The sequence below is a fragment of the Pseudomonas sp. MWU16-30323 genome, assembly GCF_020515595.1.
GTDB classification, from domain to species: Bacteria; Pseudomonadota; Gammaproteobacteria; order Pseudomonadales; family Pseudomonadaceae; genus Aquipseudomonas; species Aquipseudomonas yamanorum.
In genome coordinates, this window is sequence record NZ_JAIWYM010000004.1 from 280,790 (window position 1) to 305,263 (window position 24,474).

Sequence of the window (24,474 nt, forward strand, 5' to 3'; positions counted from 1 at the left end):
GCTGGCTAAGGTCCGTACTTTATTTCCACCAAGGTACTTGGATATGCCAGCACCTCAAGCCCCAGCGCCCCTCTTGCCGGGCAGTGAAGGGCGCCACTATGAACAGATCAAGGCTGCTATTCCCCAAAGTCTGATCAACGCGTCACCTTCTCTGCGTGCTGCGATCAGGCAAGTTAAAGCAGCAGAGATCCCCGCTTGGTACTCGGCCATTTCCCCGGCCCAGAAGGACCAGCTTAAAAGCCTGGTCGAGGCCAGTTTCAATTCCCATGCGGCCCTCGAGCAGTCCATGCACAAGGTGCAGGAGGCCAGTGCCTTTGGCCAGCCGTTGCTGGAGGCCGCGTTAAGGGAGAAGGGCTATGTGCTGGATGTGAACCAGACTTATGTGCGCCTCTATAACCCGGTTGAGGACAGCTTCGGCCGGCGCACGGGGGGCTTCAAAACCCAGACCTTTTCCCTGCTGCAAGCTGCCTTGAACAACTTCGAGGAGCCCGCGACACGTGCCGGTTTCTTTAACAGCGCCTCGGGTTTTATCACCGCCCCGGATGCCGAGGGCCACTTCGAGCGCCATCCCACGTCGCTGACCGTCGAGGTGTTCGCCCAGCTGTGTCGCACGCTGGACCTGGGGAGTCAGTACCAGGATCACCTCACCACCTTTTTGCGGCCCACCCAGACCGTCTCGAAAAACCTGCTGCATGACCGCTTCATTGCCCGGCAGAAGGACGCCTTCAAGGCCGCGGCCTACGTGGCGCTGCTCAAGGGCGACATCGGTGCCGATGACCACGCATTGCTGATGCGGGTCGCCAGCGGGGAACGGCGGATCATGCTCGGCGACAAGCAAGTCTGGTATCGCCGGCCCTGCATCATGAACCTGCATCTGCATGGCTGCGTAATCATTGATCCCTGTGTGCAGTACCGCTATTCAAACTGGTTTATCGCCTACATTCCGGATGACCCGGAGCACCCGATCAAACGCTACGAGTCGTTTGCCGAGTTTCGTCAGGAACTGACCCGGCAACTGACACAGTGGCCCAACCCGGCCGGTGCCAGGCCGACCGTACCCGTACCGACCGATTACCAGCATTTCCTCAGCCGCTTCATCGCTCGCAAAGACCTGGCGTATTTCTATCGACGTTTCACCGAGGAGGTCGAAGACGCGCCCGATAGAGGCTGGGCCCTGAAGTGGCTGCGTTCCGAAAAGGGCCAGTTCTGGTCCTCGATCCTGGAACCGAACATACGGTCCATCGAGTCAGTGCTGGGGGGACCGGCCCATACCGTAAGGGTGCCCCAACAAGGGCCCAACTTGCATATCGAGTGCGATTCGATGAAAGGCCTGTGGGTCGACGTGGACCTGTGGGAAGAACTCTACGACGGCACCCGCAAGCGTATGTTCGAGGACGCCCTGGTCATGGCGGTACCGACGATCATGGCGGACGCCAACCATCGTCATCGTCGCCTGTCGCACTACATGAACCTCGGCCTGCTGGTGCTGAACCTGGTGTCGATGGCCATTCCGCCGTTGGGGGCGTTGATGGCGGTGGTCACTGCCGGCCAGTTGTTGTACGAGGTGCTGGAGGGGGCGATCGAACTGAGTGAAGGCGACCGGGAGGCAGGCTGGTCACATGTAGGCGACGTATTGGAAAACGTGGCCATGCTGGCAGTGGGCGGGGCGGCGTTTCATTTCACCGTGTCACCGTTTATCGAAGGTTTGAAGTCGGTCAGGTTGCCTTCCGGGGCGCAGCGTTTGTGGAAGCCGAACATCGAGCCTTACGCGCTCAAAGCCGGTCCGCCCGCCACCTCGACGCCTGACGAGGTGGGCGTGCATCACCTTCCCGGACGCCGGGTGCTGGCCCTGTCCGACAGGCACTATGTGCTGAACGAAGATCCCTATTCCGGGCAATACCGCATCCAGCACCCTGAGCGGGCCGAGGCTTATCAGCCGCAGATCCGCCATAACGGTTCGGGCGCCTGGTTACACGAGGCGCAACGACCGCTGCGCTGGCGAGGCCCGACGCTGATGCGCCGTCTTGGGCCGGTGCTGAACGCCATGAGTGACGGGCAACTGGAGGCCATCCGGCGTATCAGTGATGTGGACGACAGCGTGTTGCGCCGGCTGCACGCGGAAAGCGAGCCAACCCCTGCGCTATTGCGTGACACGATTCGCCGGTTTCAGGTCTACAGCGATGTGGGCGTTCTCGGCGAGCAGATACGCGCGGGGCGACTGTCCGAGTCGTTGTGCGATTACGCGGCCTTGCTGATGGTGGACATGCGGGGATGGCCTGCGAGCAAGGCCATCCAAGTGTTTCACGGCACGGGGGAGCCGATTCAGTACGGTGATGTGGCCGCGCGGGACCTGATCCGCATCAGCCGCGCTGACCTCATGGCGGGCAAGTTGGCCGAGCGGGTGGTCGACGCGCTCGATGAGCAACCGCTCAAGGCACTGCTCGGTCAGCACCTGCCCGAGGGCAGGGTATTGCGTAGCGAGCAGTTGCAGGCGCGTTTGGCGGACCATGCGCAAAACAATGTGAGGCGACTGTTCCAAAGCCGCTACAGCGAGGCGCACTTGCCCCGCAGCCTTGAGGTAGAAACGGTGCAGCGCGATTTTCCCAGGCTGCCGAACGTGGTCGCCGAAGAGCTTTTGAGCAACGCCACGCCCGGCGAGCGGGAAGCGCTCCGCAGCACCCGCAAAATTCCCTTCCCGGTGGCCCGGCAAGCACGCCTGATGCAAGCGCAACTGCGCCTGACCCGAGCCTACGAGGGTGCATACCTGCCGGGGCTGGCGGGGCCTGACACCGAAGCCCTGGTACTCAATACGCTGGAGCAACTGCCGGGGTGGCGTGACAGCCTGCGCCTTGAGGTCCGCGACGGATCCTTCAACGGTACCTTGCGCGCCAGCTCTGGCTCACCGCAGGCGGCAGCTCGCAAGGTGCTGGTGCGGGTGGGCGCCGGACGATACCAGGCCTACGACACTAATGGCCAAACCCTGCACGGCATCGATGGTTTGTACGAGTCCTTACAGCACGCGCTGACCGATGCACACCGCATTGCCGTGGGCTTGCGGGACGTGGGGCAGGGCCTGGCGTTGCAGGAAAAGGTCCAGCAGCACCTGCTGCCACGGGACCGCTTGCGGTTGGCCCTGGGGATGCAGTCGGTCAAACGGCCATTTTTCGAACCGCCCCGGTTGCTGGCTGATGGCCGGCGGGGCTACCCGTTGAGTGGGCGCGGGCCGGGGAGCAGGGTTCAACAAATAAATGACCGTCTCCGTGACCTCTACCCGGACATTACCGACGAAGAAATCGAAGCCATCAAGCCCGATCAAAATCCGCTCAATGACGGCTGGCTCACCGTGCTTGAGAACGAGCACCGAACCTTGATGGCAACCTTGCAGAGGTGGGCCGCCCAGCACAAGGAAGGGGTGGAACAATTCGGCCCGGAGGACCGGGCAGCGCTAAAGGCCAAGAGACGGATTCTTCAAACCCTGGACGACGCCTGGAGGCGTGTCGGCCCTCGGGACAACGACAGGAACGGTGTTTACCAGGGGCAGAAAATCACCTGGGATGAGGTCGAGTTGCACGAGCAACTGCGCACATTGCCGGCGTTGAGTGCCGATTTCAATTATGTCAGCCGCATCGAACTGGTGGAAATGAGCGTGACCAGCGATGACCTTGAGCCATTTCTGGCCAACTTTCGCGGGCTGCGCCATTTGGGCGTGGAAGCGTGTGAACTGACACGCTTGCCGGTAGCGATCGCACGGATGCCTCATCTGAAAAACCTGTACCTGGGCGCCAATGAGATTGTTCTGACCCCGCAAGCCGTCCTACAGCTCAAGGACATGACTCAGTTGGAGGAGCTGGGCCTGGACAATAACCCGTTGGGTATGGCTCCCGATGTCAGTCGCATGGCTGAGTTGCGACTGCTGTGGTTGGGCGGCACCGGTTTGCAGGAATGGCCGGCCAGCGTGTTTCGTCTGTCCCGGCCGCGCCAGTTTATCCTGGACATACGTGACAACTTCCTCAGCCGTATCCCTGTATTTGCGCCGGGCTCCGACAATGCGTTGATCGTGGCGCGAACGGCGCTGTCCCGGGAACACTTGGCGCCGGCGTTGCTCGATCAGTTCAAACTGTACATCGAGGCGGCGGGTAATGACCCGCAGCGTCAGTTCCCTGTCCGTGGCGCGTATGACAGTCGTCTGTGGAAAACCGGTCTTTCGGAGGATGAATGGCTGGGCAAGCAACCGCTGTGGGATTTTCTGGAGCAGTCATTGGGCTCCGAGCCTTTTTTCAACGAATTGCGTGCCCTGCGCAACTCCGGTGATGCCTCGGTTGACGGTGGCCGACTGTTACCGGAACTGACCGAGAAGGTTTGGCGCATGCTGGAGGCCATGGGGGAAAGCGCCGAGTTGCGCGACGAGTTGTTCCGGATGGCAGGCACTCCGACGGCCTGCGTGGACGCCGGGGCGCAGTTGTTCAATGCGATGGGGGTGGAGGTGCTGCGGCGGGAGGCGTATCTCAGCGACGACCCCAATGTGGTAAGGCGTGCGGTATTCAAGCTGGCCCGGGGCAAGTGGCGTATGGACGAATTGGGCCGCATCGCCCACGACCGCGTGGCGCAACTGTTGGCGCTTGGTGTCAGGTACCCGGAGTACGACGAGGAGGGTGCGCGGGTCATTCACGTCGATGAGGCGGGTGAAGAGATACTAGACATCGATGAGGTCGAGATCTACCTGGCGTATACCGCACGACTGGCCACGCGTCTGGATTTGCCATGGCAGGCCAAGAGCATGCTGTACCGCGAGGAATACGTGACGCCGCAGATGATTGAGGCGGCTTTTGAGCGCGTCATGACCCTGGATCAAGGTGAGCAGCTGCGTACCAATTTACTGGAGCAGCCGATGTGGACCGACTTCCTGCAAAAGGCCAATAAAGCGGACTACGCAAAGATCCAGGCCAAATTCGAGGCGCTGATCGATTATCAAGCGGCGCAAGCGGATTGGGCCGGGGATGGCAACCTGTCGGACGCGACCAAGGACACCCTGCGCCTCACCATCGACCGGACCGCGCGCCTGCTGGGCCGTTCGAGTAACGCCAGCTTGCCGGGGACCCTCATGAGCCAGGAGGAGTACACTGCTTCGTTTATCCAGATCGACAGCGAGTACAGCGCCTTGGGCAAGACTCTGACCGACCAGGCGATCACAGCCATCCTCGGGACCTAGAACAGGAAATAGCGCTGAGCCATCGGCAGCACATCCGCCGGCTCGCACCACAACAACACGCCGTCGGCCTTGACCTGATACGTCTGCGGGTCGACCTCGATATCCGGCAGGTAATCGTTGTGGATCAAGTCGGTTTTCTGCACCGCGCGGCAACCCTTGACCACGGCGATCTGCTTCTTCAGGCCCAATTGCTCGGGCAAGCCTGCCGCCAACGCCGCCTGGCTGATAAAGGTCAGGCTGGTGGCGTGCAGCGAGCTGCCGAAGCTGGCGAACATCGGGCGGTAGTGCACCGGTTGCGGCGTCGGGATCGAGGCATTGGCGTCGCCCATCAGGCTTGAGGCAATCGCGCCGCCCTTGAGAATCAGGGTTGGCTTGATCCCGAAAAACGCCGGGCGCCACAGCACCAGGTCGGCCCACTTGCCCACTTCAATCGAGCCCACTTCGTGGCTGATGCCATGGGTGATCGCCGGGTTGATGGTGTACTTGGCGATGTAGCGTTTGGCGCGGAAGTTGTCGTTGCCTTCGCCGTCACCCGGCAACGGGCCGCGCTGTTTTTTCATCTTGTCGGCGGTCTGCCAGGTACGCGTGATCACCTCGCCGACCCGCCCCATGGCCTGGCTGTCGGAGCTGATCATCGAGAACGCTCCGAGGTCGTGAAGGATGTCTTCGGCGGCAATCGTCTCGCGGCGGATGCGGCTTTCGGCAAAGGCTACGTCTTCGGCAATGCTCGGGTCCAGGTGATGGCAGACCATCAACATATCCAGGTGTTCGTCGATGGTGTTGCGGGTGAACGGCCGGGTCGGGTTGGTGGAGCTGGGCAGCACGTTGGGGAAACCGCAGGCCTTGATGATGTCGGGGGCGTGGCCGCCACCGGCACCTTCGGTGTGGTAGGTGTGGATGGTGCGGCCCTTGAAGGCGGCGAGGGTGGTTTCGACAAAGCCGGATTCGTTGAGGGTGTCGCTGTGGATCGCCACCTGCACGTCGTACTCGTCGGCGACGCTCAGGCAGTTGTCGATGCTCGCCGGCGTGGTGCCCCAGTCCTCGTGCAGCTTCAAGCCAATGGCGCCGGCCTTCACTTGTTCGATCAACGGCTCCGGCAGACTGGCGTTGCCCTTGCCGGTGAAACCGATGTTCATCGGGAACGAGTCGGAAGCCTGGAGCATGCGCGCCAGGTGCCACGGGCCAGAGGTACAGGTGGTGGCGTTGGTGCCGGTGGCCGGCCCGGTGCCGCCGCCTATCATGGTGGTGACGCCGCTGGTCAGCGCCTCTTCGATTTGCTGTGGGCAGATGAAGTGGATGTGGGTGTCGATGCCGCCGGCGGTGAGGATCATGCCTTCACCGGCAATCACTTCGGTGCTGGCGCCGACGCAGATGGTCACGCCGGGCTGGATGTCCGGGTTGCCGGCTTTGCCGATGGCGGCGATGCGACCGTTCTTCAGGCCAACGTCGGCCTTGACGATGCCCCAGTGATCGATGATCAGCGCGTTGGTGATCAGGGTGTCGACCACCTCATGGGCGAGCAGTTGGCTCTGGCCCTGGCCGTCGCGGATCACCTTGCCGCCGCCGAATTTCACTTCTTCACCGTAGACGGTGAAGTCCTGCTCGACTTCGACGAACAGCTCGGTGTCGGCCAGGCGGACCTTGTCACCCACGGTGGGGCCGTACATGTCGGCGTAGGCTTGTCTGGAAATCTTCATATGCTTAATTCCTTGATCGTTCCCGGTATGTGGCGAGGGAGCTTGCTGTGGCGAGGGGGCTTGCTCCCGCTGGGCTGCGCAGCGGCCCCAAAATCCTGGGAGCGCTTCGCACTCCAGCGGGAGCAAGCTCCCTCGCCACAGGTCAGTCGAGGTCGCCCATGATGCGTCCGGCAAACCCGAACACCCGGCGCTTGCCGCTCAATTCCACCAGTTCCACTTCACGGCTCTGCCCCGGCTCAAAGCGCACGGCGGTGCCGGCCGGGATGTTCAGGCGCATGCCACGGCTGGCGGCACGGTCGAACGTCAGGGCGTCGTTGGTCTCGAAAAAATGATAGTGGGAACCGACCTGGATCGGCCGGTCGCCGCTGTTGGCCACGCTCAAGATGGCGGTGCGCCGACCCACGTTGAGTTCGATGTCGCCAGGCTGGATCTGAAATTCGCCAGGAATCATGCAGGTTGTCCCAGGGTCTTGAAGTAGATGGCGGTCGGGGTGAAGCGCCCGTCCGGGCTTTGGCAGTAGTTGGGCAATTCGCCGATCTTGGTATAGCGCAGCGACTGGTAGAAGGCTTCGGCGTCGGAGCCGGCTTCGGTGTCCAGGTACAGCAGCCCGCGTTTGTACTGGCGGGCGCTCAGTTCCAGGGCGCTCATCAGTTGCTGGCCGAGGCCTCGACGCCGAGCCTCGCTGTGCACCAGCAGCTTCTGCACTTCGGCACGGTTCAGGCCGTTGGCTTTCATGCACAACGCCAATTGCACGCTGGCGATGACCTGCTCATCGCGCACCACCACCCACAGCAGCAGGCTGCCGTCGGTGAGGCTGGCCTGCACGCCGCTGAGATAAGCGCTGGCCTGGGCTTCATCGAAGTCGGCCATGAAGCCCACCGAGGCGCCGTGCTTCACGGCGTCCAGCAACAGCTCAATCAAACCCGGACGGTAATGGGCAAAACTTTCGGCATTGACTCGACGCAGTTGGGCGTTCATCGGTGTCACTCCTTGGGCGGCGTAGCGCCTGGGTTGAGCGTCAGTTGCATGAAGGTCAGGTCCAGCCAGCGCCCGAACTTGGTGCCGACCTGGGGCATCTGCCCGGTGGTGATGAAACCCAGGCGCTCATGCAGGCGGATCGAGGCCTGGTTGCCGCTTTCGATAGCGGCGACCATCACGTGTTTGTCGCAGGTTTTCGCCCGCTCGATCAGCACCTGCATCAGCTGTGGGCCGAGGCCTTTGCCGCGCTGGTCGTTGCGCACGTACACCGAGTGTTCGACGGTGTGGCGAAAGCCCTCGAAGGGCCGCCAGTCGCCAAACGAGGCATAGCCGATGACCTGCTCGTCTTCGACGGCCACCAGGATCGGGTAAAACTGCGACTGGCGGGCACTGAACCAGGCCTGGCGGTTGCCCAGGTCTACCGGTTGTTCGTTCCAGATCGCCGTGGTGTTGAGCACCGCGTCGTTGTAGATATCGCGAATCCCTGGCAAATCGGCGTGCACCGCATCACGAATCAAAAAGGACATGGCCGGGCCTCAGGCGATGGGTTGGTGGACGGTGACCAGCTTGGTGCCGTCGGGGAAGGTGGCTTCCACCTGGATGTCCGGGATCATTTCCGGGATGCCTTCCATCACCTGTTCGCGGGTGAGCAGGGTGGTGCCGAAGTGCATCAGCTCGGCGACGGTGCGGCCATCGCGGGCGCCTTCCATCAGCGCGGCGGAGATGTAGGCGATGGTTTCCGGGTAGTTGAGCTTCACACCGCGCGCCAACCGTCGCTCGGCCACCAGGCCGGCGGTGAAGATCAGCAGTTTGTCTTTTTCCCGTGGGGTCAGGTCCATCGTTCAAGGTCCACTATTAAATACATTCGTAAAAACACCGGAGATCCAATGTGGGAGCGGGCTTGCTCGCGAATGCGGTGTGTCAGTGAATGCATCTTTGGCTGACCCACTGCATTCGCGAGCAAGCCCGCTCCCACATTTTTAATCTTCATGTGCTCCAGATTCTCGGTGATACAGCCTCTCGGCCCAGCACGGCCGGGCGCAGCAGGCGCCACAGCGCGATCAGCCAGCCTCGCGCCAGCAGCGCTTCACTGGCCAGGCAGCGGGCCACCAGCAGGCCGGGCAATTGGGTCAGGTCGCCGCGTACCGCGTGGGGCAGGGAGCGGCATTGTTCGAGCAGTTCAGGGTCGATTTCGCCGGTCACCAGCAAGGTAGCAAACACCGGTTGCCCACCCAGCCCGATGGGCGAGTCGAGCAAGCCGTCGGCGCCCACAATGCGCTGGCGTTCATGCCAAATCAACTGGCCGTCGCGGCGGATATCCAGGTGCGACTGGAAGTGCCCGAGGTTGAAACGTTCGCCACTGGCGGGGCGCCCAAGGGCCACCACGTCCCAGTAGAACAGCCGGGCATCGCCTTGCAGGTCAATGCGGGTGGTGAGTTCGGCCTGGGCGGCGCTGAACACGATGGTCTCCTGCGGCAGCCATTCCAGCGTCGCGCCAGCCTCAACCGTCAGCTCCAGCTTCTGATAGGCCGGACCGCCGGCGCGGTACCACTTGGCCGCGCCGGGGCTGGTCAGTTGCGCCCAGGCACCCTCGGCGACATGGGCGCTGATATCGAGGCGATCACCGCCGGCAATCCCGCCCGGCGGGTGCACGATGATGTGCTGGCACACTTCGGGGCCTTCGGCGTACAGGTGCTTTTGCACCCGCAGCGGGCCGAGGTGGCGGCGCATTACCGGGCGCGTGGTGTCGCCGAAGCGCGCGTAGCCGAGCTCCAGCTCGGCGTGCCAGCTGGGGGTGAACAGCGCGGTGGGGGCAGGTAGGGTCATGGTCAGTGCTTATCGTTAGGACGCTACAGATTAGATCGTAACGAGCCCGCGCACACCCTCGCTTTCCATATTTTCTCCGCGCCCCTGCTGGACAATTTCGCCCCGGGACATCACCAGGTACTGGTCAGCCAGTTCAGCGGCAAAATCATAGAACTGCTCCACCAGCAGAATCGCCATGTCACCGCGTGCCGCGAGCTTCTTGATCACCGCGCCGATCTCCTTGATCACCGATGGCTGGATACCTTCGGTGGGCTCGTCGAGGATCAACAGGCGCGGGCGGCTGGCCAGGGCGCGGCCGATAGCCAGCTGTTGTTGCTGGCCGCCGGACAAGTCGCCGCCCCGGCGTTGCTTCATTTGCAGCAGCACTGGGAACAGCTCGTAGATGAAGGCCGGCACTTCCTTGGCTTCGGAGCCGGGGAAGCGCGACAGGCCCATCAGCAGGTTTTCTTCCACGGTCAGGCGGCCAAAAATCTCCCGGCCCTGGGGCACGTAGGCGATACCGGCGTGCACCCGCTGGTGCGGCTTGAAGCCGGTAATGGCCTTGCCTTCCCAGTTCACCGCGCCTTCCTTGGCCGGCAGCAAGCCCATCAGGCACTTGAGCAAGGTGGTCTTGCCCACGCCGTTGCGGCCCAGCAGGCAGGTGACTTCGCCGACTTTTACCTCAAAGGAAAGCCCGCGCAGGATGTGGCTACCGCCGTAATACTGGTGCAGCTTGTCGACTTGCAGCATGTTCAAAATCTCCTCAATTCCTTGTGGGAGCTGGCTTGCCTGCGATACAGGCGACTCGGTGTATCAGTTGCACCGTGTCGATGCCATCGCAGGCAAGCCAGCTCCCACATAAAGCATCAGCGACCGAGGTAAACCTCGATCACCCGCTCATTTTCCTGCACCTGCTCCAGGGACCCTTCGGCCAGCACGCTGCCCTGGTGCAACACCGTCACATGGTCGGCAATCGAGCCGACAAAGCCCATGTCGTGCTCCACCACCATCAGCGAGTGCTTGCCCGCCAGGCGCTTGAACAGCTCGGCGGTGAACTCGGTTTCGGCGTCGGTCATGCCCGCCACCGGTTCGTCCAGCAGCAACAGTTGCGGGTCCTGCATCAGCAGCATGCCGATTTCCAGGAACTGCTTCTGGCCGTGGGACAGCAAGCCGGCGGGGCGGTTGACCGAGGCGGTCAGGCGGATGGTGTCGAGGACTTCGCTGATGCGGTCTTTCTGCTCGCCGCTCAAACGCGCCCGCAGGCTGGCCCACACCGACTTGTCGGTCTTCTGCGCCAGCTCGAGGTTTTCGAACACGCTGAGGGCTTCGAATACCGTGGGCTTCTGGAACTTGCGACCGATGCCGGCCTGGGCGATCTGCACTTCGCTCATGCTGGTCAGGTCGAGGGTTTCGCCGAACCAGGCCTTGCCGTGGCTGGGCCGGGTCTTGCCGGTGATCACGTCCATCAGCGTGGTCTTGCCTGCGCCGTTGGGGCCGATGATGCAGCGCAGTTCGCCGACGCCGATGTACAGGTTCAAGTCGTTCAACGCCTTGAAACCGTCGAAGCTGACGCTGATGTCTTCCAGGGTCAGGATGGTGCCGTGGCGGGTGTTCAGGCCTTTGCCGGCCGCCTGGCCGAGGCCGATGGCATCGCGGGCGCTGCCCTGGTCTTTATTGGGTTCAAGGATAGGTTCGAGCATAAATTCCGCCGTCGCTGTGATCCTCATTGGTCGCCCCTTTTCTTCAGCAGGCCAATCACACCCTTGGGCAAATACAGGGTGACGATAATGAACAGCGCACCGAGGAAGAACAGCCAATACTCAGGAAACGCCACGGTGAACCAGCTCTTCATGCCGTTGACCACACCGGCGCCCAGCAGCGGGCCGATCAAGGTTCCACGCCCGCCGAGGGCCACCCACACGGCGGCCTCGATGGAGTTGGTCGGCGACATTTCGCTGGGGTTGATGATGCCCACTTGCGGCACATACAACGCGCCCGCCAAACCACACAGCACCGCGCTCAACACCCACACAAACAGCTTGAAGCCACGCGGGTCGTAGCCGCAGAACATCAGGCGGTTTTCCGCATCCCGCAGTGCCGTCAGCACCCGGCCGAACTTGCTTTGGGCCAGGCGCCAGCCGATGTACAGGCTGGCCACCAACAACGCCACGGTGGCCACAAACAGCACCGCCCGTGTGCCCGGCTCGGTGATGCCAAACCCAAGGATGCTGCGGAAATTGGTAAAGCCGTTATTGCCACCAAACCCGGTCTCGTTGCGGAAGAACAGCAGCATCCCGGCGAACGTCAGGGCCTGGGTCATGATCGAGAAGTACACGCCCTTGATCCGCGAGCGGAAGGCGAAGAACCCGAACACCAGCGCCAGCAAGCCCGGTGCCAACACCACCAGGCACATCGCCCAGAGGAAGTGGCTGGTGCCGGTCCAGTACCACGGCAATTCGGTCCACGACAAAAAGGTCATGAACGCCGGCAGCTCATCACCGGACGCCTGGCGCATCAGGTACATGCCCATGGCATAGCCGCCCAGCGCAAAGAACAGGCCGTGGCCGAGGGACAACATCCCGGCATAACCCCACACCAGGTCCAGCGCGAGAGCGACGATGGCGTAGCACAGAATCTTGCCCACCAACGTCAGCGTATAGGCGGAAACGTGCAGCGGGTTTTCCGGTGACAACAGCGAGAACAACGGCAACGCCAGCAGCAGGATCAGCAGCACTGCACCGACTGCGACGGTCACCTTGGGGCCGGCCTTTTGCGCGGCTGTGAGCATCAATGGCTGGTTCATCAGTCGATCACCCGTCCTTTCAGTGCGAAGAGTCCTTGCGGGCGTTTCTGGATGAACAGAATGATCAGCGCGAGGATCAGGATCTTGCCGAGTACGGCACCGATCTGCGGTTCGAGGATCTTGTTGGCGATCCCCAGGCCGAAGGCGGCCATGACGCTACCGGCCAACTGGCCGACGCCACCGAGCACCACCACCAGGAACGAGTCGATGATGTAGCTCTGGCCGAGGTCCGGGCCGACGTTGCCGATCTGGCTCAGGGCCACGCCACCGAGGCCGGCGATGCCGGAGCCGAGGCCGAAGGCGAGCATGTCCACGCGCCCGGTGGGCACGCCGCAGCAGGCGGCCATGTTGCGGTTCTGGGTCACGGCGCGCACGTTGAGGCCCAGGCGCGTCTTGTTCAGCAGCAGCCAGGTCAGTACCACCACGAACAGCGCGAAGGCGATGATCACGATGCGGTTGTAGGGCAGCACCAGGTTGGGCAGCACCTGGATCCCGCCGGACAGCCACTCGGGGTTGGCCACTTCAACGTTCTGCGCACCGAACACCAGGCGCACCAGTTGGATCAGCATCAGGCTGATGCCCCAGGTGGCGAGCAGGGTTTCCAATGGGCGGCCGTAGAGGTGACGAATCACCGTGCGTTCCAGGGCCATGCCGATGGCGGCGGTGACAAAAAATGCCACCGGCAGTGCGATCAGCGGGTAGAACTCTATGGCCTGGGGCACGTAGCGCTGCATCAGCAACTGCACCACATAGGTGGAGTAGGCGCCGAGCATCAGCATCTCGCCGTGGGCCATGTTGATCACCCCGAGCAAGCCGAACGTGATCGCCAGGCCGAGCGCGGCCAGCAGCAGGATCGAACCCAGGGACATGCCGCTGAAGGCCTGGCCGAGGATCTCGCCCACCATCAGTTTGCGTTTGACCTGGGCCAGGCTGGTCTCGGCGGCGGTGTGTACCGTGGCGTCGGCTTCGACGCCGGGGGCGAGCAAGGCTTCCAGGCGGGTGCGGGCCAGCGGGTCGCCGGTGCCGCCGAGCAAGCGCACGGCGGCCAGGCGTACGGCCGGGTCGGGGTCTACCAGTTGCAGGTTGGCCAGGGCGAGGCTGAGGGCGACGTGTACGTCGTCATTGGTTTCGCCGGCGAGCTGCTGGTCGAGGAATTTCAGCTGCGCAGGTTGTGCGCTTTTTTGCAGGGTTTGCGCGGCGGCAAGGCGTACCTTGGGGTCGGCGGCGAGCAATTGCTGGCTGGCTTGCACGTTGTCGATCAAGCCGCGCAGGCGGTTGTTCAGGCGTACGGTCTTGGTCTCACCGTTGACCGTGATCTGGCCTTGTTGCAGGGCGTCCACCAGCTCGATGCGCGCCGGGTCGGGCTGGGCGGCCCAGTCCTGGAGCAGCTTGGCTTGTTGCATCGGGTTGGCGTTGATGAAGTCTTCGGCGTCGCTGGCGTGTGCGGCGAAGGGCAGCAACAGCAGGGCGGCGAGGATGAAGCGGTGGAGGGCAGTGGGCATGGCAGTTTCCTATAGATCGTTCCCACGCTCTGCGTGGGAATGCCGCCTTGGACGCTCTGCGTCCGCTGTGTGACGCAGAGCGTCACGGGATGCATTCCCACGCGGAGCGTGGGAACGATCAGTGCGGCGGTCTTAGTTGCTCTTGACGGCGTAATCCGGCTTCTTGTCATTCCCCGGAATGTACGGGCTCCACGGCTGCGCCCGAATCGGCTCCTGGGTCTGCCACACCACCGAGAACTGCCCGTCGGACTGGATCTCACCGATCATCACCGGCTTGTGCAGGTGGTGGTTGGTCTTGTCCATGGTCAGGGTGAAACCGGACGGCGCGGCAAAGGTCTGCCCGGCCATGGCTTCACGCACTTTGTCGACGTCGGTGGACTTGGCTTTCTCCACCGCCTGCGCCCACATATGGATACCCACGTAGGTGGCTTCCATCGGGTCGTTGGTCACGGCTTTATCCGCGCCCGGCAGGTTGTGGGCCTTGGCATAGGCTTTCCAGTCGGCGACGAATTTCTTGTTCACCGGGTTCTCCACCGACTGGAAGTAGTTCCAGGCGGCGAGGTTGCCCACCAGCGGCTTGGTGTCGATGCCGCGCAGTTCTTCTTCACCCACGGAGAAGGCAACGACCGGCACGTCGGTGGCCTTCAGGCCCTGGTTGGCCAGCTCTTTGTAGAACGGCACGTTGGAGTCACCATTCACGGTGGAGATCACCGCAGTCTTGCCGCCGGCCGAGAATTTTTTGATGTTGGCCACGATGGTCTGGTAATCGCTGTGGCCGAACGGGGTGTAGACCTCTTCGATGTCTTTATCCGCTACGCCCTTGGAGTGCAGGAACGAACGCAGGATCTTGTTGGTGGTGCGCGGGTACACGTAGTCGGTGCCCAGCAGGAAGAAGCGTTTGGCACCGCCGCCTTCTTCGCTCATCAGGTATTCCACCGCCGGGATCGCCTGCTGGTTCGGCGCCGCACCGGTATAGAACACGTTCGGCGACATCTCTTCGCCTTCGTATTGCACCGGGTAGAACAGCAGGCCGTTGAGTTCTTCGAACACCGGCAATACCGATTTGCGCGACACCGAGGTCCAGCAACCGAACACCACGGCGACCTTGTCCTGGGTCAGCAACTGGCGGCCCTTTTCAGCGAACAGCGGCCAGTTCGACGCCGGGTCCACCACCACCGGCTCGAGCATCTTGCCGTTCACACCACCCTTGGCGTTGATCTCGTCGATGGTCATCAGCGCCATGTCTTTCAGCGAGGTCTCGGAGATTGCCATGGTCCCGGACAGCGAGTGCAGGATGCCGACCTTGATGGTCTCGGCGGCCTGCACCGTCCAGGTCATGCCCATCGCGGCGATGGATGCCGACAGTGTGAAAGCCTTGATCAAGCTGCGACGCTTCATTGTGCAATCTCCATGACTCAACGTTGTGATGAGGGAGTGATTGCAAGGGGTGTGCCTAGTCGGCAAAAGGCAGGAAATGGTCGTTTTTGCGCCTTGGCCAGCGACAGCGGCGCACCATGAACTGGCACCGAAGGCGCGCTGGTGCGCCAATGTGCGCTACAACGGGGCGATGGCGAAAGGGCGTCAGCGCTTGCGCATCAAACCGATAAAAAACAACCCGCCAATCGCCGCCGTCGCCACGCCGATGGGCAGGTCTTCGGGGGCAATCAGGGTGCGGGCCGCCACATCGACCCACACCAGGAACACGCTGCCCAACAGCACGCACACCGGCAGCAAACGCCGGTGTTCGGCACCCACAAGGCGCCGGGCGATGTGCGGCACCATCAGCCCGACAAAGCCGATGGAGCCGCTGATGGACACCAACACGCCGGTCATCAGGGAGGCGATCAAAAACACTTTGAACCGCACATTGCGCGCGTTCAGGCCCAGGGTTACGGCGGTCTGTTCGCCGGCCATCAGCGCGTTCAACGGACGCGCCATGCCCAGCAGCAACATCAGCCCCAGCAATACCGTGGCGAAGGGAATCGCCAGCAGCTCCCAGCGCGCCAGGCCGAGTCCGCCGAGCATCCAGAACATCACCGCCGAGGCCGCGCGATGGTCGCCCATGAACAGCAGCAGGTTGGCCACCGCCATCATCACGAATGACACCGCCACCCCGCACAACAGCAGGCGGTCGCTCTCCAGCCGACCGTTGCGACTGGCCACCGCCAGCACCACGATCATGCTCAGCAAGGCACCGATGAACGCCGCGATGGGCAGGGTCAGCAAGCCGATCACTTCACCCACATGCAACACCACGATCACCGCGCCGAGGGTGGCGCCGGAGGTCACACCCAGCAGGTGCGGGTCAGCCAGCGGGTTGCGTGTGACGGCCTGCAACACCGCACCGATCAACGCCAGCCCGGCGCCCACCAGGGCACCGAGCAACATGCGCGGCACGCGGATCAGCCACACGATATGTTCCTGCCCGGCGCTCCAGTCCACCTCGCCCATGCCGAAGGCTTTATGCAGCAGGATCCGCCACACCACGTCCACCGGCACCCGCGCCGAGCCGAACCCCAGCGAGACCACGCACGAGATCAGCAACAACGCGCCGAGGGCACTCAGCAGCAGGGCATAGCGACGGGTGATCATTCGCCGTGGAACCCCTTGGCCAGGGTTTCAACCGCCACCACGTTGTCGATGCCCGGCGTGGCTTGCACGTAGGGGATGACGATAAAGCGTTGGTTCTTGATCGCGTCCACCGATTGCAGCGCCGGGTTGTTCAGCAGGAACTGCTCTTTTTGCTCGGCGGTGATTTCGCTGTAGTCGACGATCACGATGACCTGCGGATTGCGCTCCACCACGGTTTCCCAGTTGACCCGGGTCCAGCTGGCGTCCACGTCGTCGAGGATATTGCGCCCGCCGGCGGCATCGATCAGCGCTTGGGGCATGCCCAGGCGGCCAGAGGTCATGGCGCGGTCTTCGCCGCTGTCGTAGAGGAACACGCGAGGCTTGTCGGCCGGCAGGTTTTTCTGCACTTCGGCGACCTGTGCCTGCATCTGTGCGATCAGTGCATTGGCGCGGTCCTGCACGTCGAAGATCTTGCCCAGGTTGCGCAGGTCGTTATAGGTGTCTTCCAGGGTGGCCGCCGGGCGCTTCATCACGAAGGCACAGGACTCGGTCAGCTCGTAGACATTGATGCCCAACGGTTGCAGGGTTTGCGGGGTGAGGTCGCCACCGACGCGCATGCCGTAGTCCCAGCCGGCGAAGAAGAAGTCGACGTTGGCGTTGAGCAGGGTTTCCACCGACGGGTATTTGCTCGCCAGTTCCGGCAGGCCGTCGAGGATCTGCGCCATTTGCGGGGTGACCGACTTCCAGCCGGTGACGCCGCTGTAGCCGGCCATGTGCGACTTGAGGCCCAGGGCGAGCATCATCTGGGTCATGTTGATGTCGTGGCTGACCGCGTGTTTCGGTGCCTCGGCGAAGGTCACCTCGCGGTTGCAGCTCTTGATTTTCAGCGGGTAATGGGTCGCTTCGGCGAACGCCTGGCAAGTGCCGAGCAGCAACGCGAGAGACAGCAGGGAGCGCAGGATCATGGTTGGGTTATCCAGGTAATTCGGGGGTAGCCGGACAAGGGGTGAGTGTCGATCAATGCTTCAACGCCGAACACCTCGCGCAGTAATTCGGCGGTCAGTACCTCGTGAGGTGTGCCGCTGGCGACGATACGCCCGTGGTTGATCACGTACAGCCGATCACAGAACGCTGCGGCCAGGTTCAGGTCATGAATGCTGGCCAGGGTGCCGATGTTCAGGCGCTTGACCCGTTGCAGCAATTGCAGCTGGTAGCGTGGGTCGAGGTGGTTGGTGGGTTCGTCGAGGATCAGCAGTTGCGGTTGCTGGGCCAGGGCGCGGGCCAGGATCACCCGCTGTTTTTCTCCACCCGAGAGAGTCGCGAAGGCGTGGTCTTCAAAGCCCAGCAGGCCGACGGATTCGAGGGCCTGGCGGATCAGGTTGCGGTCTTCAACGGTGTCGCTGTCGAACAGCCCTTTATGAGGTGTGCGGCCCATGGCGACCACTTCATCCACCCGCAGGCCGAACGCATCGGGAAATTCCTGGAGCACCACGGCGATACGTTGGGCGCACCACTTCGAGGATTGCTTCCAGACGTTCTGGTGTTCCAGCAGCACCTCACCTTCGGCCGGCTTGCTGAACCGATAGGCGCACCGCAGCAGGCTGGTCTTGCCACTGCCGTTGGGGCCGATCAGCCCGACAAACTCACCGGCACCCACCCGCAGGCTGGCATCACGCAGTTGGAACTGGTGATGGCAGTGCTCGTGGCCGGGAGGGGCCCAGGCGAGGTTGGTGAGGTTGAGTGATGTCATGCAGTTCTCATTAAAAGGTGTAGTCCGCTGTCACGAAGAACGAGCGCGGCTCGCCAGGGGTCCATTGCTGGCCGTAGGTGCCGTCGAACTGGTTATTCAATTGCAGGACGAGCAGGCACAGGCCGCACGCATAGTACTTGTTCATCGCACCATAAATCGCTTCTTCGAGGCGGTACTCGCCGCAGGGCGCGGCGAGTGGGAGAGCGGATTAGGCGTTATAATGTAACACTTTGTGCGGCGTGGGCGAAAGCCCGCGCAAGACTACATAACCCCTCCAGGCAGGGCATCTCGCCCGTTTCACGCTGAACCTGAAGCCGATTCACGTTGGCCAAACCATCGCGAAAGCACCAGGCGATCCAACGCCCAGACCACGATCAACGAGGCGCCCACCAGCGGAAAGATAATCGCCAGCCCAAGCATGATGACCATCGCGGTTTTCCATTTCGGCAGGTCATGGCGCAGCGGTGGAACCCCCAGCCCACCCTGCGGCCGGCGCTTCCACCAGATCACCACACCACTGACGGCACTGAGCAGGATCATCAGGCAGATCAGCAAGACGATGATCTGATTGACCACGCCAAACATCTTGCCTTCGTGCAGTATCACGCCGGATTCGGTAGCCCGCGCCACGCTGTTGTAGTGCTCCCAGCGCACATCGGCCAGGACCTTGCCGGTGTATTGGTCCACATGCAGGGTCGCGTCATTGCGCGGGTCGTTGGCGAACACCGCGATAGTGAACACGCCTTCGGCAGTGGTGGGGAAGGTGATGCTGTAGCCGGGCTCGACCTTGCGTGAGCTGGCAAGGTCGACCACCTGTTGCAGGCGGATACCCGGGGCTGCCGGGCCCTGGCTCATGCCGGCGTGTTTCATGTGCTCGGCATGCTCGCCGGACATTGGCATCGGCGTGTTTTCCATCGCCCAGGGCACGGTCTGTTGGCTCGCGGTGTTGAGGCTGCGGGCCTGCTGGTCGGACTGCGGTACGTTGTTCCACATCGCCGCCGGGAATCTATTCCACAGTTCCGCATATTGCTTGCCCCAGAAGCCGGTCCAGGTCATGCCGCTGAGCAGCATCACCAGCAGGAACGCCGCGCCCCAGAAGCCGGCGACCGCATGCAAGTCCCGCCAGAACAGCCGGCCGCGACTGCCCAGCCGTGGCCACAAAATGCCCGCTGCTGACTTGTTTCGCGGCCACCACAAGTACAGGCCCGAGATCACCAGCATCACGCCCCAGCCGGCAGCCAGTTCCACCAGACGATCACCGACGGTGCCGATCATCAACTCACCATGCAGCGCACGGGCGATGGCTTGCAGGTTGTACTTGGCGTCCTGTTCGCCGAGCACGGTGCCGCGATACGGGTCGATGAATACCGTCACGTCGTGACCGTCGTTATGCATCACGAATTGCGCGCTGCTGGTGGTGTCGGCAGGGGGCAGGTACTTGCTGATCTTGCCTTGGGGATAGGCGGCCTGGGCGCGTTGCAGTTGCTCGTCGGCACTCAGTGCGTGCTCGGCGCTTTGCACCGTCAGCAGGTTGCCGTACATCAGCGGGTCGAGCTGAGGCTTGAACAGGTAGATGATGCCGGTCAGGGCCAGCAGCACCATGAAGGGGGCGACAAACAGCCCGGCGTAAAAATGCCAGCGCCAGGCCAGGTTGTAGAAGGAAATCTTCGGTGGGTTCATCAGGGTGTGCTCCGCAAAGGCTTGGATTTTTTGTGTTATCGAGGACGCCATCGCGGGCAAGCCCGCTCCCACAGGGGTATGCATTGCAACTGTGGGAGCGGGTTTGCCTGCGATGCGCTTAGAAGCTCATGTCCACCTTGGTCCAGAGCGTACGCCCCGGTTCCTTGATGGCTTGCGGGTCATTGGCCGGGTAGCCGAACCCGGCGTTGCCGGCCAGGTTCAGGTGTTCGGCGTACGCCTTGCCGAACAGGTTGTCGACGCCGGTGCTGACCTTGAAGTTTTTGTTGATGCGATACGCTGCGTTCAGCGAGAACACACCAAAGCCCGAGCTCTTGTCGAAGTCCTTGCCCACCACGTTGCCCTTGTTCTGGTCGATGCGGTTTTGCGCCGCGACCACCCGCCACAAGGCGCCGGCGCTCCAGTCGTCCTGGCTGTAGGTGAGCCCGAAGCGCGCATCCAGCGGCGGGATCTGCGGCAGCGGCTTGCCGTCGCTGCTGTTCTTGCCCCAGGCGTAGGCGAAGGTGGCGTCGGCTTTCCAGTTGGCGGTCAGCTTGTAGGCTGCGCCCAGTTCACCGCCCATGATTCGCGCGTCCACATTGCGCGCCTGGGAGGTGGTGCCCATCATTCCCGGCTGGTAGTCGAACAGGATGAAATCGCGCACCTGGCCGACGTAGCCCGAGGCCCAGGCGTCGAGATCGGCGGATTTGTATTGCAGGCCAAAATCCAGCTGGGTGGTTTTTTCAGGCTTCACCCCGTCGAAGGCATTCACGGAACCGACCGACCCAGTGTCGGGAGAAAACAGCTCCCAGTAATCAGGGAAACGCTCCGAATGCCCAAGCCCTGCGTACAGGGTGGTAGGGCTGTCCGCCAGATCGTGCTCGTAGCGCACAAAGCCGGACGGCAGCGTATCGGCGCGGGTTTTACCGGCGGTGGGGTTGGGGCTGCTCATCATCCCGGAGCTGATGGTTTGCCGGAAATCCTTGGCCGAGGCGCGGTCGACGCGGGCGCCGGTGATCAGGCGGTCGCGGTCGGCGGCGTACCAGGTCAGTTCGCCGAACACCCCGTAGTTGTGGAAGTTGGCATCCTTGCTGCGGGGCAGGTCCTTGTAGGTGTCGACACCCATGGCGCTGCGTTCGCGGTGTTCGTTGGTTTGTGCATCAAGGCCGCTGATCAACTGCACATCGGCCCAGCGCCAGGTGGCCTTGATGCGGGCGCCGAGGGTGCGGCGGTCGACGTTGGCCGCCATGGGCCCGGCCATCATCCCGGTGCCTGAGGGGACGCGCAGGGTGTAGTTGTCCATCACATGGTCGGCGTAGTTGTAGTAGACCTGCGCTTCGACCTTATCCAGCACCTCGCCGATATTCGATTTCTCGAAGCGCAATCCGAGGCTCTCGCGCAAAAACTGCGAGCCATCCATGCCACGCCCGGCGTAGCGGGCTTCGCCATCGCCACGGCCAGCGGTGAGTTCCAGCAAGGTGTCCGCGTCCGGGGTCCAGCCCACGGCCACGTCGCCGTTCCACTTGTCGTAGCGCGAGGCAACGGTGTCGTTGTTGCCGTCCTTGTAGTCGTCGGCGTGGGCCTGGTTGCCGATCACCCGCACATACCCCAGCGGCCCGCCGGCTGCCGCATCGACAACTTTATCGAAGCGCCCGTTGGAGCCCGCCAGGATGCTGGCGTTGACCCGCGTGCCCAGCTCGCCGAACTGCTCGGGCTCGCGTTCGAACAGGACCGTGCCCGCCGAAGCACCCGGCCCCCAGAGCACGGTTTGCGGGCCTTTGATGACCGTCAGCTTGTCGTAGGTTTCCGGCGAGATATAGGAGGTGGGCGCATCCATCCGGCCGGGGCAGGCGCCGAGCATCATGCTGCCGTTGGTGAGGATGTTCAGGCGTGAGCCGAACATGCCCCGCAGCACCGGGTCACCGTTGGTGCCGCCGTTGCGCACCAGGGCGAAGCCGGGGATGGTCTTGAGGTAGTCGCCGCCATCGCTGGCGGGCACCGGTTGGCGCGGGTCTTTCGGGTCAGTGACGACGGTCAGCGGGGAGCTGGGGGCGATCGCGGTGATCACCGTCGGGCTCAGTTCATTGTGGTCGGCGTGCTCGTCGGCGTGGACCTGTGGAACCAGCAGCGCGCCACACAGAACAGCGAACACGGGAGTACATCCCAAACGGGTGTCAGCAGAAAACCTGGACATGAAAAATTCCATCAATCATTCGTAAACAACACGGCCAGCAGCCTGCGGCTGTCTGTCTAAAGTCGGCCGGGGTGAAGTAACGGTGTGAAGTGCTTACGCGATGATGGGTGGGGCGCGGCTGCGGGCACCGGGGAACACGGTTTGCCGGGCATGCCCCAGTCGTGGGGCGGGGATGAGGGCATTGGCGGGTGGCGGGCTGCCAAGGGTGACAAACGACACGCTGACCGGCAGCGCCGGGCAACTGAAAAGCAGGCTGCAATAGCCGCACTTTTCCCAGAGCACGTGGTGTTCGTCGGGGGCCTTGTTGTGGTCGGTCGCAGGCGATGCGTCGCCATGGCAGCTCGGGCCGTCCATGGACATTTCCATGGACATACCGGCGTGATGATCCATCGGCATCGCTTGGGAAATCAGCGGACCGATAAAGATCATCAGCATGGCGAACAGGCTGATCCAGCTGCCGCGCATAAGGCTCACAGGCTTACGGCGGTGTGGCGACAACCTGGCGCGTGGGGCGCCCATCAAGCGTTATCTATTGGGCGTGCATGTGCTCGTGGCCGGCCATGGGCGGTTGCTTCTGCACCGACACTTGCACCTTCACCGGCCCGGCCTTTTCAAAATTCAGGGTCAGCGGGAAATGCTGGCCGTCACGCAATGCGCTGCGGTCCTTCAGGTCCAGCAGCATCACGTGGTAGGCCATGGGGGCGAACGTCAGGTCGCCTTTGGCCGGCACCGCGACGCTGGGCACCTGCTGCATCTTCATCAGGTCGCCCTGCATCACATGCTCATGCAGCTCGGCCTTGGCGGCCACGGGCGTGTCGACGCTGAGCAGCCGGTCAGCGTTTTCGCCCTGGTTATGAATCACGAAATACGCCGCGACGGTCGGCGCGTTGGGCGGCAGTTCCTGGGACCAGGGTTCGCTGACCACCAGTTCGCCGACCTTGAAGTCTTCGGCATTGGCAGCAGCACACACCGGCAGCAACAACGCAGCCAGAAGCAGGGAAGATTTGAGCATGGCAGTTCTCCAGAACGGTTCTAAACGCAGTTCACTTGCGAAGAAATCAGACCGTTGGAGAGGCGCGGGGGTTAAGGCTTGGCCATTGCTGGCGCGGGGTAGGGGATTGCAATGACGGCGGTGGCAGGTCTTGCACCGCGTCGAATCGTGCGAAATACAGTGTTGGTGAGTGCCCCGGCAACGCCACTAATGGCGCCGAGCCCGAGCAGCACCAGCAATGCTGCATGGTGGAGTGATCGTCCTGCTGCGGCGCCGGAATCTCCAGCTTGCCCAGGGCAATCGCCGTCAGCTTGTTGGCATTGGAGGAGCAGAAACTGCCCCAGAGCAGTTGGTCGAGGGCATTGTCCGAACGCTGCATCGCCCCGGCCATCGGCATGGCAAACGCATTGAACAGCACTGCAAAGCAGGCGATCCAGGCAAATGCAAAGCGTTGACGGGCCATGGCGGACAATCCGTAGGGTTAAGCGATCAGGTGGGTATTTAGCCTGATCGGGGGGGATAAGTAAAAAGGAGCGGTGTGGTTTGGTGTCGCAGTGCTGGGTTTCAGGATAGACGGGAATCAGGGATTTCCATTTTTTTCAAATGGGCCCGATTCGAATGTGGAGGCCGTCCACGGAAATTTCCGGCTGATCAGTGCGACGAATACAACTCATCAAAACAAAGAATTGGCGCCGACAAACCGATCACCGTAAAACTTCAAAAAAAAGGAAAGTGCACTCCATGACCTTACTGATGTTTGTCCTGCTCAGCTTATTCGCCGGCTTCGCAGTGCCCTTGCAAGCCGGGACTAACGCAAAATTAGGCAGTCTCCTGGGCCACCCTTTGTGGGCAACCGCAGTTTCCTTGTTGGTCAGTCTGGTCGTCCTCATCGTTGTCATCATTGTTGTCAAAGCGCCCCGTCCGAACTTGTCGGCGGTACAAGAAGGTCCGTGGTGGATTTGGATGGGCGGTGTCGCAGGTGTGTTTTACATCACCGTCGCCTTATTGATGGCCCCCCGGCTCGGTGCGCTGAACTTCATCATGGCGGTATTGGTCGGCCAGCTTATCGTTTCAATCGCGATTGACTACTTTGGCCTGATCGGCTTTCCCAAGCAGTCTCTTAATATTAATAAACTGGTCGGCGTAATCGTCGTCATTGGAGGTTTTCTTATTACTACGCGCACTTGAAAACAAACCTGCGAAGCCGAACGGGCCAAGCACCCTAAAGGCTATTGGGATGATTTCGAGCGCAACTGCCTGCTAACCGGGCTGATCTGCACCCTATGAAAGCCGGGC

General features: G+C 62.4%; 22 protein-coding genes. 2 read left to right on the forward strand and 20 right to left on the reverse strand.

Annotated features, from left to right (window positions below):
- Positions 1-43 precede the first annotated feature (43 nt).
- A complete protein-coding gene (locus tag LIY45_RS07695) occupies positions 44-5,209 on the forward strand; it encodes a DUF6543 domain-containing protein (protein ID WP_226475863.1) in 5,166 nt (1,721 codons plus the stop codon).
- Here LIY45_RS07695 and ureC read toward each other — a convergent pair.
- The 20 genes from ureC to LIY45_RS07790 all read right to left on the reverse strand — a co-directional run bounded on the left by ureC (position 5,206) and on the right by LIY45_RS07790 (position 23,641).
- A complete protein-coding gene (ureC, locus tag LIY45_RS07700) occupies positions 5,206-6,906 on the reverse strand; it encodes an urease subunit alpha (RefSeq protein WP_087693127.1) in 1,701 nt (566 codons plus the stop codon). The two genes, LIY45_RS07695 and ureC, sit on opposite strands and share 4 nt — an antisense overlap.
- A gap of 142 nt (positions 6,907-7,048) precedes the next feature.
- Entirely contained in the window at positions 7,049-7,357 is a 309-nt protein-coding gene (locus LIY45_RS07705) for an urease subunit beta (protein ID WP_226475864.1), read from the reverse strand.
- Positions 7,354-7,884 (reverse strand): GNAT family N-acetyltransferase, encoded by a 531-nt coding sequence (locus LIY45_RS07710; protein WP_226475865.1) that lies wholly within the window; start codon positions 7,882-7,884, stop codon positions 7,354-7,356. The genes LIY45_RS07705 and LIY45_RS07710 overlap by 4 nt, the downstream gene beginning before the upstream one ends.
- Positions 7,885-7,889: 5 nt before the next feature.
- Positions 7,890-8,411, reverse strand: a complete 522-nt coding sequence (locus LIY45_RS07715; protein ID WP_017478389.1) for a GNAT family N-acetyltransferase — start codon at positions 8,409-8,411, stop codon at positions 7,890-7,892.
- A 9-nt stretch (positions 8,412-8,420) separates the two neighbouring features.
- Positions 8,421-8,723: an urease subunit gamma gene (ureA, locus tag LIY45_RS07720; RefSeq protein ID WP_003217383.1), complete on the reverse strand. Its 303-nt coding sequence runs from the start codon at positions 8,721-8,723 to the stop codon at positions 8,421-8,423.
- 148 nt (positions 8,724-8,871) lie between these two features.
- A complete protein-coding gene (locus LIY45_RS07725) occupies positions 8,872-9,711 on the reverse strand; it encodes an urease accessory protein UreD (RefSeq protein ID WP_226475866.1) in 840 nt (279 codons plus the stop codon).
- A gap of 30 nt (positions 9,712-9,741) precedes the next feature.
- On the reverse strand, positions 9,742-10,440 hold the full coding sequence (gene urtE / locus LIY45_RS07730; protein ID WP_017478391.1) for an urea ABC transporter ATP-binding subunit UrtE: 699 nt from the start codon (positions 10,438-10,440) through the stop codon (positions 9,742-9,744).
- A gap of 116 nt (positions 10,441-10,556) precedes the next feature.
- Positions 10,557-11,390, reverse strand: a complete 834-nt coding sequence (urtD, locus tag LIY45_RS07735; RefSeq protein ID WP_017478392.1) for an urea ABC transporter ATP-binding protein UrtD — start codon at positions 11,388-11,390, stop codon at positions 10,557-10,559.
- 23 nt (positions 11,391-11,413) lie between these two features.
- Positions 11,414-12,493: an urea ABC transporter permease subunit UrtC gene (gene urtC, locus LIY45_RS07740; protein WP_226475867.1), complete on the reverse strand. Its 1,080-nt coding sequence runs from the start codon at positions 12,491-12,493 to the stop codon at positions 11,414-11,416.
- Positions 12,493-13,995: an urea ABC transporter permease subunit UrtB gene (gene urtB, locus LIY45_RS07745; protein ID WP_226475868.1), complete on the reverse strand. Its 1,503-nt coding sequence runs from the start codon at positions 13,993-13,995 to the stop codon at positions 12,493-12,495. The genes urtC and urtB overlap by 1 nt, the downstream gene beginning before the upstream one ends.
- A 132-nt stretch (positions 13,996-14,127) precedes the next feature.
- Positions 14,128-15,393: an urea ABC transporter substrate-binding protein gene (gene urtA, locus LIY45_RS07750; RefSeq protein WP_003217372.1), complete on the reverse strand. Its 1,266-nt coding sequence runs from the start codon at positions 15,391-15,393 to the stop codon at positions 14,128-14,130.
- 183 nt (positions 15,394-15,576) lie between these two features.
- Positions 15,577-16,587, reverse strand: a complete 1,011-nt coding sequence (locus tag LIY45_RS07755; RefSeq protein WP_226475869.1) for an iron ABC transporter permease — start codon at positions 16,585-16,587, stop codon at positions 15,577-15,579.
- A complete protein-coding gene (locus tag LIY45_RS07760) occupies positions 16,584-17,531 on the reverse strand; it encodes an ABC transporter substrate-binding protein (protein ID WP_226475870.1) in 948 nt (315 codons plus the stop codon). Before LIY45_RS07760 ends, LIY45_RS07755 begins: the two co-directional genes overlap by 4 nt.
- Complete coding sequence (locus LIY45_RS07765) at positions 17,528-18,316, reverse strand: ABC transporter ATP-binding protein (protein ID WP_226475871.1); 789 nt, start codon at positions 18,314-18,316, stop codon at positions 17,528-17,530. Before LIY45_RS07765 ends, LIY45_RS07760 begins: the two co-directional genes overlap by 4 nt.
- A gap of 10 nt (positions 18,317-18,326) precedes the next feature.
- Positions 18,327-18,461 (reverse strand): hypothetical protein, encoded by a 135-nt coding sequence (locus LIY45_RS30690; protein WP_260525256.1) that lies wholly within the window; start codon positions 18,459-18,461, stop codon positions 18,327-18,329.
- Between the two features lie 152 nt (positions 18,462-18,613).
- The gene (locus LIY45_RS07770) at positions 18,614-19,996 is read right to left on the reverse strand and encodes a PepSY domain-containing protein (RefSeq protein ID WP_226475872.1); all 1,383 of its coding nucleotides are present in this window, start codon (positions 19,994-19,996) and stop codon (positions 18,614-18,616) included.
- Positions 19,997-20,114: 118 nt separating this feature from the next.
- Positions 20,115-22,187 carry a TonB-dependent copper receptor gene (locus LIY45_RS07775; RefSeq protein ID WP_226475873.1) on the reverse strand — a complete coding sequence of 691 codons (2,073 nt, stop codon included), beginning with the start codon at positions 22,185-22,187 and terminating at the stop codon, positions 20,115-20,117.
- A 93-nt stretch (positions 22,188-22,280) separates the two neighbouring features.
- Positions 22,281-22,652: a DUF2946 domain-containing protein gene (locus LIY45_RS07780; protein WP_226475874.1), complete on the reverse strand. Its 372-nt coding sequence runs from the start codon at positions 22,650-22,652 to the stop codon at positions 22,281-22,283.
- A 64-nt stretch (positions 22,653-22,716) separates the two neighbouring features.
- The gene (locus LIY45_RS07785; RefSeq protein ID WP_226475875.1) at positions 22,717-23,199 is read right to left on the reverse strand and encodes a copper chaperone PCu(A)C; all 483 of its coding nucleotides are present in this window, start codon (positions 23,197-23,199) and stop codon (positions 22,717-22,719) included.
- Between the two features lie 46 nt (positions 23,200-23,245).
- Positions 23,246-23,641 carry a DUF2946 domain-containing protein gene (locus LIY45_RS07790; protein WP_226475876.1) on the reverse strand — a complete coding sequence of 132 codons (396 nt, stop codon included), beginning with the start codon at positions 23,639-23,641 and terminating at the stop codon, positions 23,246-23,248.
- 278 nt (positions 23,642-23,919) lie between these two features.
- On the opposite strand from LIY45_RS07790, the gene LIY45_RS07795 reads away from it, so the two are divergent.
- Positions 23,920-24,366: a DMT family transporter gene (locus LIY45_RS07795; RefSeq protein ID WP_017478404.1), complete on the forward strand. Its 447-nt coding sequence runs from the start codon at positions 23,920-23,922 to the stop codon at positions 24,364-24,366.
- Positions 24,367-24,474: the final 108 nt, after the last annotated feature.